18 protein-coding genes are annotated in these 15,756 nt (G+C 40.2%); 15 read left to right on the top strand and 3 right to left on the bottom strand.

Annotation, left to right across the window (positions count from 1 at the left end):
* Together yegS and asd are read left to right on the top strand one after the other, a co-directional pair.
* Positions 1-918, top strand: a 918-nt coding sequence (gene yegS, locus CWB80_RS17240; RefSeq protein WP_349304439.1) for a lipid kinase YegS, incomplete at its 5' end; no start/stop codon positions are given.
* A 119-nt stretch (positions 919-1,037) separates the two neighbouring features.
* Positions 1,038-2,174 (top strand): aspartate-semialdehyde dehydrogenase, encoded by a 1,137-nt coding sequence (asd, locus tag CWB80_RS17235; protein ID WP_054552076.1) that lies wholly within the window; start codon positions 1,038-1,040, stop codon positions 2,172-2,174.
* Positions 2,175-2,307: 133 nt separating this feature from the next.
* On the opposite strand, the gene CWB80_RS17230 is transcribed toward asd, so the two are convergent.
* Complete coding sequence (locus tag CWB80_RS17230) at positions 2,308-4,455, bottom strand: TonB-dependent siderophore receptor (protein ID WP_502705013.1); 2,148 nt, start codon at positions 4,453-4,455, stop codon at positions 2,308-2,310.
* Positions 4,456-4,964: 509 nt separating this feature from the next.
* Here CWB80_RS17230 and CWB80_RS17225 point away from each other — a divergent pair.
* From CWB80_RS17225 to CWB80_RS17210, 4 genes are all read left to right on the top strand, one after another.
* Positions 4,965-5,576: an FMN-binding negative transcriptional regulator gene (locus tag CWB80_RS17225; protein ID WP_138599977.1), complete on the top strand. Its 612-nt coding sequence runs from the start codon at positions 4,965-4,967 to the stop codon at positions 5,574-5,576.
* Positions 5,577-5,861: 285 nt separating this feature from the next.
* A complete protein-coding gene (locus CWB80_RS17220; RefSeq protein ID WP_138599976.1) occupies positions 5,862-7,820 on the top strand; it encodes a methyl-accepting chemotaxis protein in 1,959 nt (652 codons plus the stop codon).
* Between the two features lie 123 nt (positions 7,821-7,943).
* Complete coding sequence (locus CWB80_RS17215; protein WP_138599975.1) at positions 7,944-8,378, top strand: GNAT family N-acetyltransferase; 435 nt, start codon at positions 7,944-7,946, stop codon at positions 8,376-8,378.
* Between the two features lie 322 nt (positions 8,379-8,700).
* Positions 8,701-9,093, top strand: coding sequence for a VOC family protein (locus CWB80_RS17210; protein ID WP_138599974.1), 393 nt, complete (start codon positions 8,701-8,703; stop codon positions 9,091-9,093).
* Between the two features lie 40 nt (positions 9,094-9,133).
* Here CWB80_RS17210 and CWB80_RS17205 read toward each other — a convergent pair whose 3' ends face one another.
* The gene (locus tag CWB80_RS17205; protein WP_171041553.1) at positions 9,134-9,940 is read right to left on the bottom strand and encodes an ion transporter; all 807 of its coding nucleotides are present in this window, start codon (positions 9,938-9,940) and stop codon (positions 9,134-9,136) included.
* 88 nt (positions 9,941-10,028) lie between these two features.
* Here CWB80_RS17205 and CWB80_RS17200 point away from each other — a divergent pair, with 88 nt between their 5' ends.
* From CWB80_RS17200 to CWB80_RS17165, 8 genes are all read left to right on the top strand, one after another.
* On the top strand, positions 10,029-10,235 hold the full coding sequence (locus CWB80_RS17200) for a hypothetical protein (RefSeq protein WP_138599973.1): 207 nt from the start codon (positions 10,029-10,031) through the stop codon (positions 10,233-10,235).
* A complete protein-coding gene (locus tag CWB80_RS17195; RefSeq protein WP_138599972.1) occupies positions 10,228-10,500 on the top strand; it encodes a hypothetical protein in 273 nt (90 codons plus the stop codon). The genes CWB80_RS17200 and CWB80_RS17195 overlap by 8 nt, the downstream gene beginning before the upstream one ends.
* Before the next feature lie 2 nt (positions 10,501-10,502).
* Positions 10,503-10,949, top strand: coding sequence for a hypothetical protein (locus CWB80_RS17190; protein ID WP_138599971.1), 447 nt, complete (start codon positions 10,503-10,505; stop codon positions 10,947-10,949).
* 59 nt (positions 10,950-11,008) lie between these two features.
* Positions 11,009-11,203: a YwbE family protein gene (locus CWB80_RS17185; RefSeq protein WP_036971837.1), complete on the top strand. Its 195-nt coding sequence runs from the start codon at positions 11,009-11,011 to the stop codon at positions 11,201-11,203.
* Positions 11,200-11,727, top strand: coding sequence for a DUF4240 domain-containing protein (locus CWB80_RS17180; protein WP_138599970.1), 528 nt, complete (start codon positions 11,200-11,202; stop codon positions 11,725-11,727). The genes CWB80_RS17185 and CWB80_RS17180 overlap by 4 nt, the downstream gene beginning before the upstream one ends.
* Before the next feature lie 186 nt (positions 11,728-11,913).
* A complete protein-coding gene (locus CWB80_RS17175; RefSeq protein WP_138599969.1) occupies positions 11,914-12,330 on the top strand; it encodes a DUF805 domain-containing protein in 417 nt (138 codons plus the stop codon).
* Between the two features lie 49 nt (positions 12,331-12,379).
* Positions 12,380-12,769 (top strand): DoxX-like family protein, encoded by a 390-nt coding sequence (locus tag CWB80_RS17170; RefSeq protein ID WP_138599968.1) that lies wholly within the window; start codon positions 12,380-12,382, stop codon positions 12,767-12,769.
* A 210-nt stretch (positions 12,770-12,979) separates the two neighbouring features.
* A complete protein-coding gene (locus CWB80_RS17165; RefSeq protein WP_138599967.1) occupies positions 12,980-13,258 on the top strand; it encodes a hypothetical protein in 279 nt (92 codons plus the stop codon).
* Here CWB80_RS17165 and CWB80_RS17160 read toward each other — a convergent pair.
* On the bottom strand, positions 13,236-14,132 hold the full coding sequence (locus CWB80_RS17160; protein ID WP_138599966.1) for a LysR family transcriptional regulator: 897 nt from the start codon (positions 14,130-14,132) through the stop codon (positions 13,236-13,238). The genes CWB80_RS17165 and CWB80_RS17160 overlap by 23 nt on opposite strands.
* Positions 14,133-14,252: 120 nt before the next feature.
* Between CWB80_RS17160 and hutH the strand changes: the two genes are divergently transcribed.
* A complete protein-coding gene (gene hutH / locus CWB80_RS17155) occupies positions 14,253-15,746 on the top strand; it encodes a histidine ammonia-lyase (RefSeq protein ID WP_138599965.1) in 1,494 nt (497 codons plus the stop codon).
* Positions 15,747-15,756: the final 10 nt, after the last annotated feature.

Raw genomic sequence — 15,756 nt, 5'->3', positions numbered from 1 at the left:
TTTAAGCGGAATGGTATAAAAATGGACTTACGGTTAATTATAAATGGTAAAAAAGCGGCTGATGAGCAGCTCCGTGATGCCATCGGTCAATTTCGAACTCGTCAGCCACTTGCAGTGCGTGTTACTTATGAAGGCGGTGACATTGAGCGCTTTATTAATGAAGCCGTCACAGAGGGTGTAAAGCGTGTTGTCGTAGCTGGTGGCGATGGCACCGTTAATGAAGCCGTTAATGCATTAATGAAACTGGAAAAGTCACAACGTTTAGAGCTTGCTATTTTACCTATGGGCACGGCGAATGATTTTGCTACAGCCGCTAATATTCCTCACGGGTACTTGCCAGCACTGAAACTTGCCGCACAAGGTAAGTCGCATGCAATTGATACGGTAGAGGTTGATAAGCGTTATTTTGTAAACGTAGCCAGTGCTGGCTTTGGGGCAAAAATTACCGCAACCACACCGCCTGCATTGAAAAACTTACTCGGTGGTGGGGCGTATACCTTGGCTGGTCTTGTACAAGCGCTGAGTTTTGTACCTTACAGTGGCGAGTTAACGCTGCCTGATGGTGAACGTACTTCGGGCGATATTATTGCCGCTGCCGTATGTAATGGCCGCCAAGCGGGTGGCGGTCAGCCTCTTGCGCCCCATGCGTACATAAATGATGGCTTGGTTGATTTAGTGGCGTTTACATCATTTGCAATCTCAGATGTACCAGCGGTTATTGAAGAGCTCAGCAATTACCCTAACTCTTCACAACGGTGGGTAAAACGCTATCAAGTGCCTTGGCTTGAATGGCAAACACAAACAGAAATGCCAATAAACTTAGATGGCGAGCCAATCAGCTCAAAACAACAGCATTTTAAAGTGCATGCTGGCGCGCTAAACATAGTACTACCAGACGCTTGTCCGATGCTAAGATGAAAAATTTTGATGTTACTCGGTTTGCGCTGGTTTTGCTTGGACCGCAATGCTAGATTACTCCTGTAAAAATTAAATTCTCACGCAATGGACTTTAATTTTTAACAGTTTAGGTAATTTGAATGAATCAAACAGTGGAACAAACAATGAAAAAAGTAGGATTAGTCGGTTGGCGGGGCATGGTTGGCTCTGTGTTATTAGAACGTATGCAGCAAGAAAATGATTTTTCTAATATCGACACGACTTTTTTCACCACCTCACAAACCGGTCAATTAGGCCCTGATCTTGCGGGTCCTGCTAAACCGCTTTTAGATGCCAATGATATCGCTGAGCTTGCGAAGATGGATATTATTGTCACTTGCCAAGGCGGTGACTATACCAAAGCCGTTTACCCGCAATTACGTGAATCAGGTTGGCAAGGTTATTGGATTGATGCGGCATCGGCATTGCGTATGAGTGACGACAGTATTATTGTGCTAGACCCAGTAAACAAAGACGTTATCAGTGCGGGTTTAGAGCAAGGTGTTAAAACCTATGTGGGCGGAAACTGTACCGTATCACTTATGCTATTAGCCCTAGGCGGTTTATTTGAACAAGACTTGATTGAATGGGTCAGCCCAATGACATATCAAGCGGCTTCTGGTGCAGGCGCACGCAACATGAAAGAGTTAATTGCGCAAATGGGTGCAATTCACGAAACAGTGGCAGACAAACTGGCAGATCCAAATGCTGCGATTCTTGAGATTGATAAGTTAGTCACCGAAAAAATTGCCTCAAGCGATTTACCACAAGACCAGTTTGGAGTGCCTCTAGCCGGTAGCCTTATCCCTTGGATTGATGTACCAATGCCAAGCGGTCAAAGTAAAGAAGAGTGGAAAGCGCAAGTTGAAGCGAACAAGATTTTAGGCAGCAGTGAACAACCTATCCCTGTTGATGGCTTATGTGTTCGCATTGGTGCAATGCGTTGTCACTCACAAGCAATGACAATTAAGCTGCGCAAAGACATTAGCGTTGAGCAAATTGAAGAAATTCTTGCTTCTCACAATGAGTGGGTCAAAGTGATCCCGAATGATCGTGACATTACCGCTACAGACTTAACGCCTGTAAAAGTAACTGGCACGCTGTCTATTCCGGTAGGTCGTATTCGTAAATTAGCGATGGGCCCAGAGTATATCAGTGCGTTTACGGTTGGTGACCAACTGTTATGGGGTGCTGCTGAGCCACTGCGTCGCATGTTACGTATTATTGTCGATGGCTAGAACTGGTTTTACTTGGGTATAAAACCTTATTCTACTAACTCAGAGCTTCTGTTGAAAACTCAGCTGATTTTTACTCTGTTTCTAAATTCGCCTCGTATATAGAGGCGAATTTAGTTATTACTCGTGTATGTTATTAAAAACGATATTGAGCAGTGATACTAAAGTTTCTCGGTGCGCCATATTGATACTGGTTATAAAACCCAATTTGGCTGTAATAACGTTTATCAAATGCGTTCTCTAAATTAGCGCGCAATGTAAGTTGTTCGTTTACGTTGTATCTTGCCATTAGTCGAAAAAGCGCATAACTTTGCTGACTAACCTCAACTGAACTTCTATCAGGCTTAGTGACATTTCTATTGATTTCACTTTGCCAATTAAAACCAGCTCCCAATTGTAGACCACTTAGTATATTATTTAATTCATAAGTACTGAAAAGCTTTACTTGGTGTTTTGGGCTAGTGGTCGTTATCTTTTCTCCATCAGGGTCTTTTGTTTCAAATTGGCTATATCCAAAATAAACATTCCAATGCTCATTAATTGAACCATTTGCTTCAAATTCGAATCCTTGCGTTTTGGTGCCATCAATACCACGGTAAATAGGCACAGTAGTACCAGGTAATGTTTCTCCTGTTGCTTCGCCAACATTATCTTGACGGATCTCAAACACTGAAAATGAGGTGTCTAGCGCTTCTTCAAATAGGCTTGCTTTAACACCTGCTTCGTAGTTTTTTCCCTTAACAGGATCTAGGTAGCTGCCATCGGATTGAACTCTACTTTGTGGTGTGAAAATATCGGTGTAGTTAGCATACAAAGATACATTTTGCCCAACAGTATAGGTAGCGCCAATGTAACTGGTAAATTCATTATCAACTTCGTAATTATGAACGGTTCCGAAATTGTCTTGCTCAGTTTCCCAAATATCAATCCGTCCGCCTATAACCATTGAAAGCGCGTCAGTTACTTCAATATCAGAAGCAAGATATATTGCTTGTTGCTTTGTTTCTCCCCATGAGCCATACAAGATTTCATCACTCCATTGAGGGGTGGGATAAGTAAAGTTTTTATCTCTAAAATCACCCAAAGGCGGTGCTTCATTTAAAGAGCCATAATATGGGTTGGCAAACTCTTGTTTCTGCTGATTTACACCAATTAGAACTTGTTGAGAACGATCGAGTAACATAAAACGGCCCGATAATTTTAAGTCGTATGTATGTTGAGTGCGATTGCCATCAATAAATGCCAGTGAGCCAGGTATCATTCCTTCATTGGTTATTGGGTCTGGGTTACCCGTTGGCCATAACACATCATATTCTAAATCGTTATCGCCATAGATGTAGCTCGCTTTAACTTGCCAGTCATCACTAAAGTTATGTTCAATCGTGGCAAAGCTGTTCAACGCTTTGGTTTTAGATGATGCCCAGCGAGGAGCAGTTGATGTGTGGTGACTGTAATTAGTTCTATTACCTTGGTTGTCAAATAGCGGTAATCCACCAGACATTGAGCCTTCAGGCTTGGTATCTTGATAATCAGTTCCTAAGGTTAGTAATGTGTCACGCCCTAAATCTGCTTCAATAATACCGTAAAGGGTTTGTCTTTGTTGCTCGTAACGATGCTGATAACTTTCGCGATCTTGATATGCTATGACGACTCGACCTCGAACGCTTGCGTCTTGATTCAAGCCTCCCGATAAGTCAACAATACCGCGTAACTGTTGCCATGAACCAATACTTAGACTTACGTTTGCTTGAAATTGTTCTGTCGGACGCTTACGCACTAAATTGATAGCTGCCGATGGACTGCCCGCACCTAACATCAAACCAGTTGCTCCGCGAACAACTTCTATGCGCTGATAAATTGCGCTATCCATTAAGTTGTCACCATAGTTAAAGCGTGTATCGTAGGTTGTCGCCACACCGTCATACAAAATACTACTTACGCCAATACCGCGGGCACTGATTGAGTATCGGTCGTTGTCAGAAGGGCGGGTATTAATCCCCGCTACGCTGTTCATCACTTCAATAACAGAGTTTAGTTGTTGATCTTTTATCGCTTGCTCAGTCACGACTGTGGTTGATTGTGGTGTTTCAAGAAATGATAACTCTAAACCCGTTGCGGTACTCATTTGCTCAACTTTATAGCTTTGAGCATTGTTTTGTTCACCCACGACTGTGAGTACTTCCATATCGTGATGCTTTTTTTGCTCAGCCTGTAAAGATTGACTAAATATCGCTAAACAAGAAAGTGCGACAGGCGTGAGTTTAAAGTAGTTAGTCTTTGTCATTTTTTATCCGTAGTCCTATTACGTCTATAAGTAGTGAGGCCTATGTTTAGGCTATTGTTGTGTCATGTTGAAAGTCATGACGAGTGGAAAATCATGGAGTGGGCTTATGATATCCCCAGCAAAACGGAGGTTTTTCTCTTTAGATAGTTGGAATCATTAATCCATAGATATTGCGGCAGTTTAAAAATTTCCATTGTGTATATCCTTTAACATTGATTTAGTAACCAAGAGACAAGAAGAGTTTTTCTTCAGTCTCCAATTAATTAAAATCCGCAACACCCTGTACCGATTAGTGGGAATATATCACTTAATAAATGGTAATGTAAATTATTATCATTTATTAGGTGTGCAGTTAAAAGGCCTTTTGATTTGTTAGTTTTTTCGAATTGGTTAAAGGACATAACATTATTTGTGATTTAAGTCGTGGCTAAAGGCTAGTAGAAAACTCTTGATCAATTACAATGTTAGATTCAAGCAATCGGAGCAATTTTTAAAAAATTGAGAAAAGCATGCACACACCCAACAAGTGGAAAATGACACCAGAGCGAGTATCGCAGTTTATCAAAACCTACAGCTTTGCATTAATGGTTGATAGTGAGTTTGAGGCAACCCATCTACCATTAGTGTATAAACCCGATGAGGGCGAGTTTGGTACCTTATATGGTCATGTGTCACGGGCTAATCGTCATGGCAAAAGCTTGCAAGATACCCGTGTATTAGTGGTTTTTAATGGCCCACATAGTTATATTTCACCCACTTGGTATAGTGAGAAGCCAGCTGTATCGACCTGGAACTACGCTGCGGTGCATGCCCAAGGCATAATAGAATACCTTGATGATGACAACACCTTAGCCTGCCTAAATGAGTTAATTAGCCAATACGAGCCAAGTATTTTAAACGACACCAGTTTGTTGCCAGCTGATTATCAAGCCAAATTACTGCGTGGCATAGTGGGTATTAAAATCGAACTTGACTCAATTCAGGCAAAAGAGAAGTTAGGCCAGCATAAGTCGGCGGCGGATCAACAAGGTGTTTTAACAGGGTTAAAAGCAGATAAACACCCTGATGCCCAAGCTTTACTTTGCTATATGCTTAAACATGAAGTAGGAATAGGCAGCTAATTTGCATCCAGCAAATGCTGCCAATTGGTTGGAAAGTATCTAGCAATACTTTGTTAAAAGCATGTTAATTACTAAAACTAAAGTTAGTACATTCCACGTGTCTGTCAACTAAATGTCATATTTTTAACAGGTAAGTTTTGAGTAAAAGCAAGCATAAGGGGTATAAATTTCACGTTAACTTTATGTGGTCAAGCTTGCTTTGCCCCATAAAAATAAACACTTAATTATTTGCTGAACTTCCAAGGCCTCACTATATTTTCTTAAGTGCTTAGTTGGAAGTTGGCTATGAACATTTCAAAAAAATTAAAACTCGCCTTTGCGTCAGCAATTGCGCTGCCGTTGATCATTATTGCTGTGCTTGTAATTACACAAACAAGACAACAAGCCCTCGATAGTTTCGCTGAGCTTAGTCAAAGAGAAGCGAAACAAGTTGATAACGGTATCAGTATGTTTTTTGCTGAAATAGAGAAAAACGTCAATTATCTTGCATCCCATTCTGCTATCTTAGACGCCAAGCAAGGTGTTAAAACCCATATGCAATCACCTAGTGCAGAAAAGCTTGATCATCTAAGTGGTAGTAACATCGAAAAAAACGCCTTTCGTTTATTTGATCACTTTGGTGCCACCCATCCGGGACTTGCTTATATCTACATGGGGAATGAGCAAGGTGGTTATATTCAATGGCCAGAGGGTGAAGTCACAGCGAATTATGACCCAAGAGTAAGGCCTTGGTACGAAACTGGCAAAGCAGCAAATGGTAAAACGGTAAGAACCAATGCCTATTATTGGGCAGCAGATGACATGGTAATTGTTTCTACTGTTAAAGCGATTAAACAAGCAGGAGAGCTTATTGGTGTGCAGGGCATGGATGTATCCTTGCAGGGTCTTACCGATATTATTGCGAACATTAAACTTGGTGAAACTGGCTATTTAATGTTGATTGAAGATAGTGGCAATGTACTCGTTGACGTAAAAAATGCTGATTACAGGTTTAAGCAGCTAGCACAAGTCAATAACGGAAAATACAAACAGCTCGCTGAAAATAATCAGGGTCAATTTGAAATTGACATTAATGGCAAAGATTACTTAGCGAATATTTACACCTCGCAAAAACTAGGCTGGAAATTTATAGGCTTAGTAGAAAAATCTGAAGTAATGAGTGGCGCAAATGCAATGACGATTACTATTTTAGTCATCAGTGCAATCTTGATTGCTGTATTCATTCTTGTAGCTAGCTATATTTCTAAATTAATTTCTGCACCTATTGTTGAAGTGAGTGATGGTCTAACTGAAATATCGCAAGGTGGTGGTGACTTAACTAAACGTTTAGTGATTAAAACACGCGATGAAACGGCCAAACTGGCTAACAGCTTTAATTTATTTTTGAATTTGATTTCTGATTTAGTCACGCAAATTAATGAGTGTGCGCAAAATGTGAGTGATACCTCGGCGCAAACGTCATCACAAGCGGCGCAATTATCTGGCTCAACATCTCAGCAACAACAAGCCCTCGAAATGGCGGCCACAGCGATTAATGAAATGGCAGCGACAGCCAATGAAGTCTCTGCCAGTTGTGCCAATGCAGCCGAACTTGCATCGCAAACACAACAGGCCTCTGAGCTTGGACAAAGTGTTATATCTAAAACGGTTGATAGCGTTGTATCTCTATCTAAGGTGATCACCAAAGCAACTAAAGATATAAACCAACTCGACGCTGAAAGCGAAAATATCATGTCGATATTAAGCGTGATAAGAGGCATCGCAGAGCAAACCAATTTGTTAGCTTTAAACGCAGCAATTGAAGCGGCGAGGGCGGGTGAACATGGTCGAGGTTTTGCAGTTGTCGCAGATGAGGTGCGTGCGTTATCACAAAGAACCTCAGAATCGACAGAAGAAATAGCAAGTCAGTTAGATACGTTGCGCAAGATGTCTGATCAAGTGTCAAAAGAGATGACAACCAGCTTAGATCGCACAAACAAAACAGTGGAGTTAGCCCATTCAGCACAACAGCAATTTAGCGAAATAACTGCGTCTATCGTCAATATCAGCGATTTAAATACACAGATTGCCACTGCAGCTGAAGAGCAACAGCATGTAGCAGAAGACATTAACCGCAATGTTGTTGAAATAAAAAATGCGGCTGATGATGTAAGCGAAATTGCCCATAGTGCCAGAGGCAATGGTGAAAAACTAAACCTGTTATCGAAAACTCTAAATGATTTAGTGGGTAAGTTTAAAGTGTAAAATACTCTTTGTTTCATATACTTTGCATGCTTTAATGGAATAAATAACTAAAGCGTGTAACGAATCATTTTGTTATTTGATTAGAGAACACAAAGCACGAAAACTCCTATAAAATGGCAAATAATGAAAATAGATAGTGTGAACGCTGAAGATTACCCAGAGCTACTTGCTGTATGGGAAAACTCAGTTCGAGCAACCCATGATTTTATAACAGAAGACGACATCGCTTTTTTTAAGCCAATTATTATCGAGCAAGCGTTTCCGAATGTGACATTAAAGTGCATTAAGGATGAGCATCAGGCAATTTTAGGCTTTATAGGCGTACATGAATGCAAAATAGAAATGTTGTTCATTTTAGATGCCGCAAGAGGTAAGGGCATAGGTAAAGCACTACTCAACTATGCAGTTGAGCAATTAGCTGCCAACAAAGTGGATGTTAATGAGCAAAACCTACTTGCGGTTGGATTTTATCAACATAGGGGCTTTAAAATTGCCTCACGCTCGCCTTTAGATGATATGGGCAAACCATTTCCAATATTGCACATGGAACTCGTGTAGGAACGGCTTCAGCCGTGAAAGTCGAAATTTATAGCGACAAAACTTTAAACATTTTTCTAATTACGCGCTAAAGCACGACTTACAAACGCGCGAAACAAGTTTCACGCCTACGATGAATCTCGTAGGAACGGCTTCAGCCGTGAATTTAGATGTTCGGCGTTGAAACGCCTCCTACAAACTTGTATCTCGCAAACTTTACCCTCGTAACTCGCTAACTTTCCCCTTGAAACTCGTTAACTTTACTTTCGTCACTTATCTTTTGCTTAATTCAATGAACGCGATATGCTGAAGCAGCGAATAAATCATTACATGGGAGTAGCAAATGAATCTCAATCAGGTGACGTTACCTGTAAAGGATATGAATGAAGCGGTGGCTTTTTACTTAACATTGGGAATGATTCAGATAGTAGATACTCCGCATTACGCACGCTTTCAATGCCCTGATGGTGATGCCACATTTTCGCTGTCATTAGAAACCGGTAATTATAATAATAGTGCGGTAATTTATTTTGAACATGAGCAGCTCGATGAGCTCTATGCAAGCCTTGTTGAAAAAGGCATTCGCTTTGAACAGCCGCCTACTGCACAGCGTTATTTATGGACGGAAGCAATTCTAAAAGACCCATCAGGGAATAAAATTAAATTGTATTGGGCCGGAGAAAACCGCTTAAACCCGCCATGGAAAGTAGAAAAAGAGGGTAAAAAAAGGCGCTAAGGTCTAGCGCCTAATAGCTAAAAACAATTATTTAAAAACCTTACTGCTTTTCTTTCAGTAGTTGTTTTAGTTCGGCCATTTCAGCTTGCAGCTGAGCAATTTGCCCTTTAGTTGCAGGCATGTCGGCATCAGATGTTTGCTCTTCACGGGCGTTACGATGCTCTTCAGACATAACTTCTAAAATAGCACCAACCATCATGTTTAAAAATACAAAGGCTGTTAAAAAGATGAAGGTTAGATAAAAAATCCAGCTGAGCTCATACACAGCCATCGTTTCATACATAACATCGGTCCAATCCTCAAACGTTGCAATCCTGAATAGGGTGAGCATCGAAATAGACACATCGCCCCACAGTACTGGGTTGATGTCAGCAAACAGCATGCTACCCATGGCGGCATAAATATAGAAGATCACGAACATGAGCAGGGCGATATAGCCCATTTGCGGAATAGCTTTTAGAAGCGAGTTAACCAGCAGTCTAAGTTCTGGGATCATCGACACTAGTCGCAATACGCGGAAAATACGCAGTAATCGAGCGATAAAAATTGTTGAGCCTGCTGCAGGGTAAAGGCTACCCACCACGATTATAAAATCGAAAATGTTCCAACCTTTGCTGAAAAAGTCTTTAAAGCCTCGGCTTGCGATAAAGCGGATCACCAGTTCAACTAAAAAGAATACCGTGATACCTAAGTCCATCCAATGTAAGGCAAGCTCAACTGTTGGATGTAACGAATAGGTGTGTGCCCCCACAGTTAGTGCTGAAATAACAATGACAGCAATAACAAATGATTGAAAAATTTTACTTTTATCGATACGCTGAAACAGCTGTTGTAACTGCGACAACATCATATAGAACCCTTTGGTTGTAATATTTAAACCCACGCAATATACAGGAAATTGCAGCACCAATGTATAACTACATGAAGGAAATTTAATGTTTTTTAACGCTTTAAAATTAGCCGTGATTGCAACGCTTGCAGTGGTTTTATCAGCGTGTAGCTCTGATGCCCGTTATCATGAAATTCAATCAGCACGTTTAAGTGAATGCAATTATTTGGCAGATAAAGAATACCATGAGTGTGTTAAACGCCAGCAAGACAGTTACGAAGAATTTAAAAAACAACAAGCAGAACATGACTAAAACAGAAAAGCGTCTAGATAAGGTTATTCGAGTTGCTTTAACGCAAGCGTGCGAACTAGCAAAAGAACAAGTACACGAATTTTCATGGTTAACGCATACTGCTGATCTAAAAAAGCTACCGCAATCACTAAAAGTCAGTTGTTATTGTAAAGAGCTGCCGATAACCGCTGAGCAAACCCAGTTAATTAGCAGTCTAATTATCAAAGAATTGAGTGCAAAAGATTTAGCTATCAATGTAAAAGCAATTTCATTTTTAAAGGAATAATAATGTACTTAAATTTAGACCCTAAACAGATGGTTAGATTAAACCTGGCTCTTGCTGTGTTATTTATTTGTGTAGGTGTGTACAGCTTGCAATCAGACTCATTACCTATTTCAAGTTTTACCGGTTTTATATTTGCAATTGCTTTTATGGTGCAAGCCTATCGCTCAACAGAAAAATTTGCAGCCAAAACAGCCCTGAGTAAAACACTCACGACAACAGACACGAGCTTAACGGTTAAGCAGGTTTATTATGGCGAGCAAGAAAAGACTGTTGAATTAAGCCGTATTACGCAACTGAAAGTTGCTGATAACTATTTAGCCGTCATATTAGATGGCAACGGCCAAGGTTATGACTTTCAAATAAAAGGTAAAGCTGAAGCCATCACTGAACGTTTAAATGAGATATTGCCAAAGGCGCTGCTTAAAAACAGCCCAATCAAACAGGTTTAATTTGGTAAGCCAGCTGCAAATGGCTATAATCGGCAAAAATTATTGAAAGAGATATAGCAATGGCAGTGCCTACGCGTTCACAAATTTCAATTGGCTGCGAAGTCAACATTGTATTAAAACAAGATCAACGAACAGGTCAGTTAACTCAAGGTGTGGTATCCCGTATTTTAACTAAATCACCAAATCACCCGCATGGTATTAAAGTACAGCTTGATGATGGTCAAGTAGGGCGCGTGAAAGAGATTTTATCATGAGTGTTTTAAGCGAAAGTGAATTTTGGCAACTCGTGACTGCCGAAGATAAAACTGCCGAGCCTGAGTCTGTTTGTAATGTATTAAAAGCAAAGCTTACTGATTTATCTGACCAACAGCTGATGGAGTTCGATAAGCAGTTTAACCTACGTATGCGTAAAGCTTATACCTGGGATTTATTTGGCGCTGCATATGTGATGGCCGGATGTAACGACGATTATGGTTTTTCTGAGTTTTTATGTTGGCTTATTTCACGTGGTGAACAGGCTTTTTTGAAAGCGCTTGAAAACCCAGACTCAATTGCTGAGTGTACGCCTGTTTATCATTTAAACGAACAGCCTTACCCGTATTTAGATGAGTACGATTTAATTGCCGGTATGCTTTACGAAGAGCGTAATGATGACGAATTACCCTTTGTACCATCAGGCCTTGAGCAACCAAAAGGTAAACGCTTTAAAGATAAGGCCAAGTTTTTAAAACAAACTTACCCAAATTTATACGCCAAATATTGGCAACAACCGAACTAATTAAAAGCACCTAAGGGTGCTTTTTTATGCGCTAATACTTACTTTTCTATAGCTTTCAGAAATTTTTAGTACCTATATTTAATCATTTTGTGGTATCTTATTCACGCTATATTCAGCTAATTTAACAATATAAATCAGCAGGCTAAGTTTAGTTAGTTTGCTTAACACATATCAAAGGAAATGACAGTGTCAGAAAACGTATATCAAGCACCAGAAGCAAACCTTGCTACAGCGTCAACAGAAACAACTACCTTAAGCATGAAAGAAATCTTATTTTCTTTTAAAGGACGTATTCCTCGTAAGACTTATTGGTATTCTTTCTTAGGTATTATTGTAGCTTCATTTGTTTTTATGTTCGTAGTTGCATTATTAACAGGTGGTAATGAAACAGCAATCTCTGTAATCACACTAATCTTTTATATCCCGCTTATGTGGGTTTCGCTTGCGGTTCAAGTTAAACGCTGGCACGACCGTAATAAATCAGGTTGGTGGGTGCTGATTGGCTTAGTTCCACTGATTGGTGGTATTTGGGCGTTAATCGAAAATGGCTTTTTAGCAGGTGATGAAGCTGAGAACCGTTTCGGTAAACCTACTAGCTTATAAGCTTTACTGTGTGCTCTGAATATCAGAGCACACAAAACAAACGTGTCTAATGAAGCATTTAACAACGATTCAAATAGCTAGATTTATTATCAGCTTTAGTTGGCTTTATCATGGGCTGATGCCAAAACTTCTTCACATAGCCCCCTTAGAACAACAAATGACGGCAAGTTTTGGTTTTAATGCTGAAATTTCAATGCTCATTACTCGGGCAGCTGGCATAGGTGAAATTATATTTGCCGTGCTGTTTTTTATTTTCTATCGATCAATCTTAATCAATATTCTCAACATAGCTGCTTTAGTGGGGCTAATGCTGTTTGTTGCTGTTTTACAGCCCGCACTGTTAGTCGAAGCGTTTAATCCTGTGACTACAAACCTTGCTTTGATCGCCTTTAGCCTCGTATTAATTAAAGAACTCAAAGAACCACAGCTCAATGCTTAATACGCCGCACCAGTCACCAATAACTCAATTCACAAAAAAGAAGAAAAAAAATTTTTATCTTCTTATTTATTTTTTATAGGGTTAGTACAGATTATTGCCGCATCCTATTTTTTGGATTTGCCTATAAAAGAGCAACTAATAGATGAGCAGGGCGTAGTACAACGCTTTTATGATTCACATAGAAATTGTGGCAAATTTAAATGTAAACTCATGACAGTTGTTGGTACTGAGAAGACGACTACATTCCTTAGACCAACTAACTTACCAATTAGCTTAAATGATAACGTTCATATTTTGGCTTCGTATGATAAAAGTGCCGAAGCGTATAAAGTCCATCAATTAAAACTTAATGGTAAAATGATTCAAAGTTATGAACAGGCGCTATTTAAAAGCAACATAGCTCGTATATTGCTTGGTATTTTTGGTCTGATTTTGATTGCTTTTAGTTTAATAAAAAAGTTTAAAGCTAAACCGAATAACAACGCTTAATTTCGTCAATCATGGCATTTGCTAAAGGCGAGCTGGCATTCGTTTTTGAGGTGATCAATACCACAGGAATATCGTAGTGATATTTACTCGGTTGAATAGCTTTAAAAATGCCTTTATCGACCCAGAACTGTGCGTAGTGATCGGGTAAATAACCAATAAACTCACCCGATAAAATTAAATGTGCAATACCTTCATCATGATAAGCAACAGCACTATTTTGATAGTTTAAACCGTCGTTTCGGCTTTCTTTATCACGCATGTAGTTACTGGTAATCACTTCGGCTTCTTTAATGAGCTCATCTATTTGTTTATCTTCACACTCAAATAATGGGTGACCGACTGCGCAATACAAAAAGTTAGTTTCATTGTGTAGGGCGGTGTAATCTAACCCGCGAATATGATGGCGGCTAACACCAATTCCTACTAATGAACGGCCATTGGCTACTGCGGTTTCTACCTCTCGTGCCTCGCACACATTAATATCGAACTGAATGTTTTTACCTTTGCCCTTTAACTTTGCGATTACGCGGGGAATGGCACAACGTGGGTCGCTGACCATGGTATCTATCATGGCAATACTTAAACGCCCCGATAACTCGTTTTTAGAGCTTGCTACGGTATTAGCAAAGGCTTCGCATTGCTGAAGCAGTTCAATTGATGCCTGATAAGTGATGGCGCCAGCGTCTGTTATTTCAAAACCACTGCGGCCACGTTTACATAATTTAATACCAAGCCTTACTTCTAAATCTGATAAATGCGCACTGATGGTGGAGCGGCCAATATTCAAACGTGACTCTGCGGCTGAAAGCCCGCCACACTCAACAATTGCTACAAAAACGCGCAATAAGCGCAGGTCTACGTCATGAACTTGCATAGCTCTTCTTTAAGTTCGATAAATCTGGAATGAATAACGATAATTATGCATTTGTAAAACAACTAGAGCAAGCTAGACTCCACCTAAATAAAACTTAATCCTGTTCTTTAGGAGTTATAAATGACATTTAAGTATGGTGTTGACCAATTAACGTTAGATAGCGTTAATGCTATTGCAGCCGGTACGTTACAGGCAGAGCTTTGCCAAGAAGCAATTGATAAAATTAATAAAAGCCGCCAAAACGTAGACAAAATGGCTGCCTCAGATAAAGCCATTTATGGTATCAATACGGGCTTTGGCCCATTGTGTGATACACAAATTTCTCCAGAAGAAACTAACCTTTTACAAAAGAACTTATTGATCACACACGCTGTTGGTGTGGGTGAGCCAATCGCTAAACCGATTTCAAAGCTGATGCTAATCACCAAAGTACACGCATTAAGCCAAGGTTTTTCAGGTATTCGTTTAACCGTTGTTGAGCGTATGCTTAAGTTTATTGAACTTGATATTATCCCTGTTGTACCAGAGCAAGGCTCAGTTGGCGCGTCAGGCGATTTAGCACCGTTATCACACTTATTCTTACCTCTTTTAGGTGAAGGTGAGTTTTGGGTAAACGACACAATCAAGCCAGCAGCAGAGGTATTAAAAGAGCATGGTTTAGCGCCTTTAGATTTACATGCTAAAGAAGGCCTAGCATTAATTAACGGTACTCAGTTTATTTTATCGCATGCCATTACTGCGCTTACTAAAATGCGTTACTTATTAGACCTTGCAGATATCGCAGGTGCTATGAGCATTGAAGGTATGCAAGGTAGCGAATCACCGTTCCGTGAAGAGTTACACGCAATTCGTGCTTTTAAAGGTAATGTTGAAGTTGCAGCACGTATGCGTAGCTTTTTTGCAGGCTCTGAAAACATGGCTTCACACACTGATTGTGACCGTGTTCAAGACCCTTACTCATTACGTTGTATTCCACAAGTTCATGGTGCATCGCGTAACGCGTACTACCATTTAAAAGAGCTTGCTGAAACAGAAATGAACTCTGTAACAGATAACCCAATTGTGATCAGCGAAGAAGAAGCCATTTCGGGTGGTGGTTTCCACGGTCAACCACTTGCTATGGTATTAGATTACGCATCAATCGCAGCGGCAGAGCTTGGTAACATTGCTGATCGTCGTTGTTACTTACTGCTTGAGGGCTTACACGGCTTACCACGTTTGTTAACGACATCGGGTGGCTTAAACTCTGGCATGATGATCCCGCAATATGTGACTGCGGCATTGGTAACAGAAAATAAATCATTGTGTTTCCCACCATCAGCAGACAGCGTACCAACATCAATGGGCCAAGAAGATCACGTATCTATGGGTAGTATCTCTGGTCGTAAGTTAAACCAGATTTTAGGTAACCTTGATAAAATCTTTGCTATTGAGCTGATGTATGCAGCGCAAGCAATCGAATTTAGACGTCCTAACAAGTGTTCAGACATCATTGAAGAAAACTTTGCGCTCATTCGCAGCAAAGTTGCCAAATTAGAAGAAGACCGCTTACTTAAGCCAGACATTGATGCCATGGTAGAACTTGTTAAATCGCAAGCGTTTAAAGTTAACTAAGGGAGCAAAT

The organism is Pseudoalteromonas sp. S1650 (genome assembly GCF_005887195.1).
GTDB classification, from domain to species: Bacteria; Pseudomonadota; Gammaproteobacteria; order Enterobacterales; family Alteromonadaceae; genus Pseudoalteromonas; species Pseudoalteromonas simplex.
Note: the sequence above shows the minus strand (reverse complement) of the source record. Positions and strands in the feature narration are given on the sequence as shown.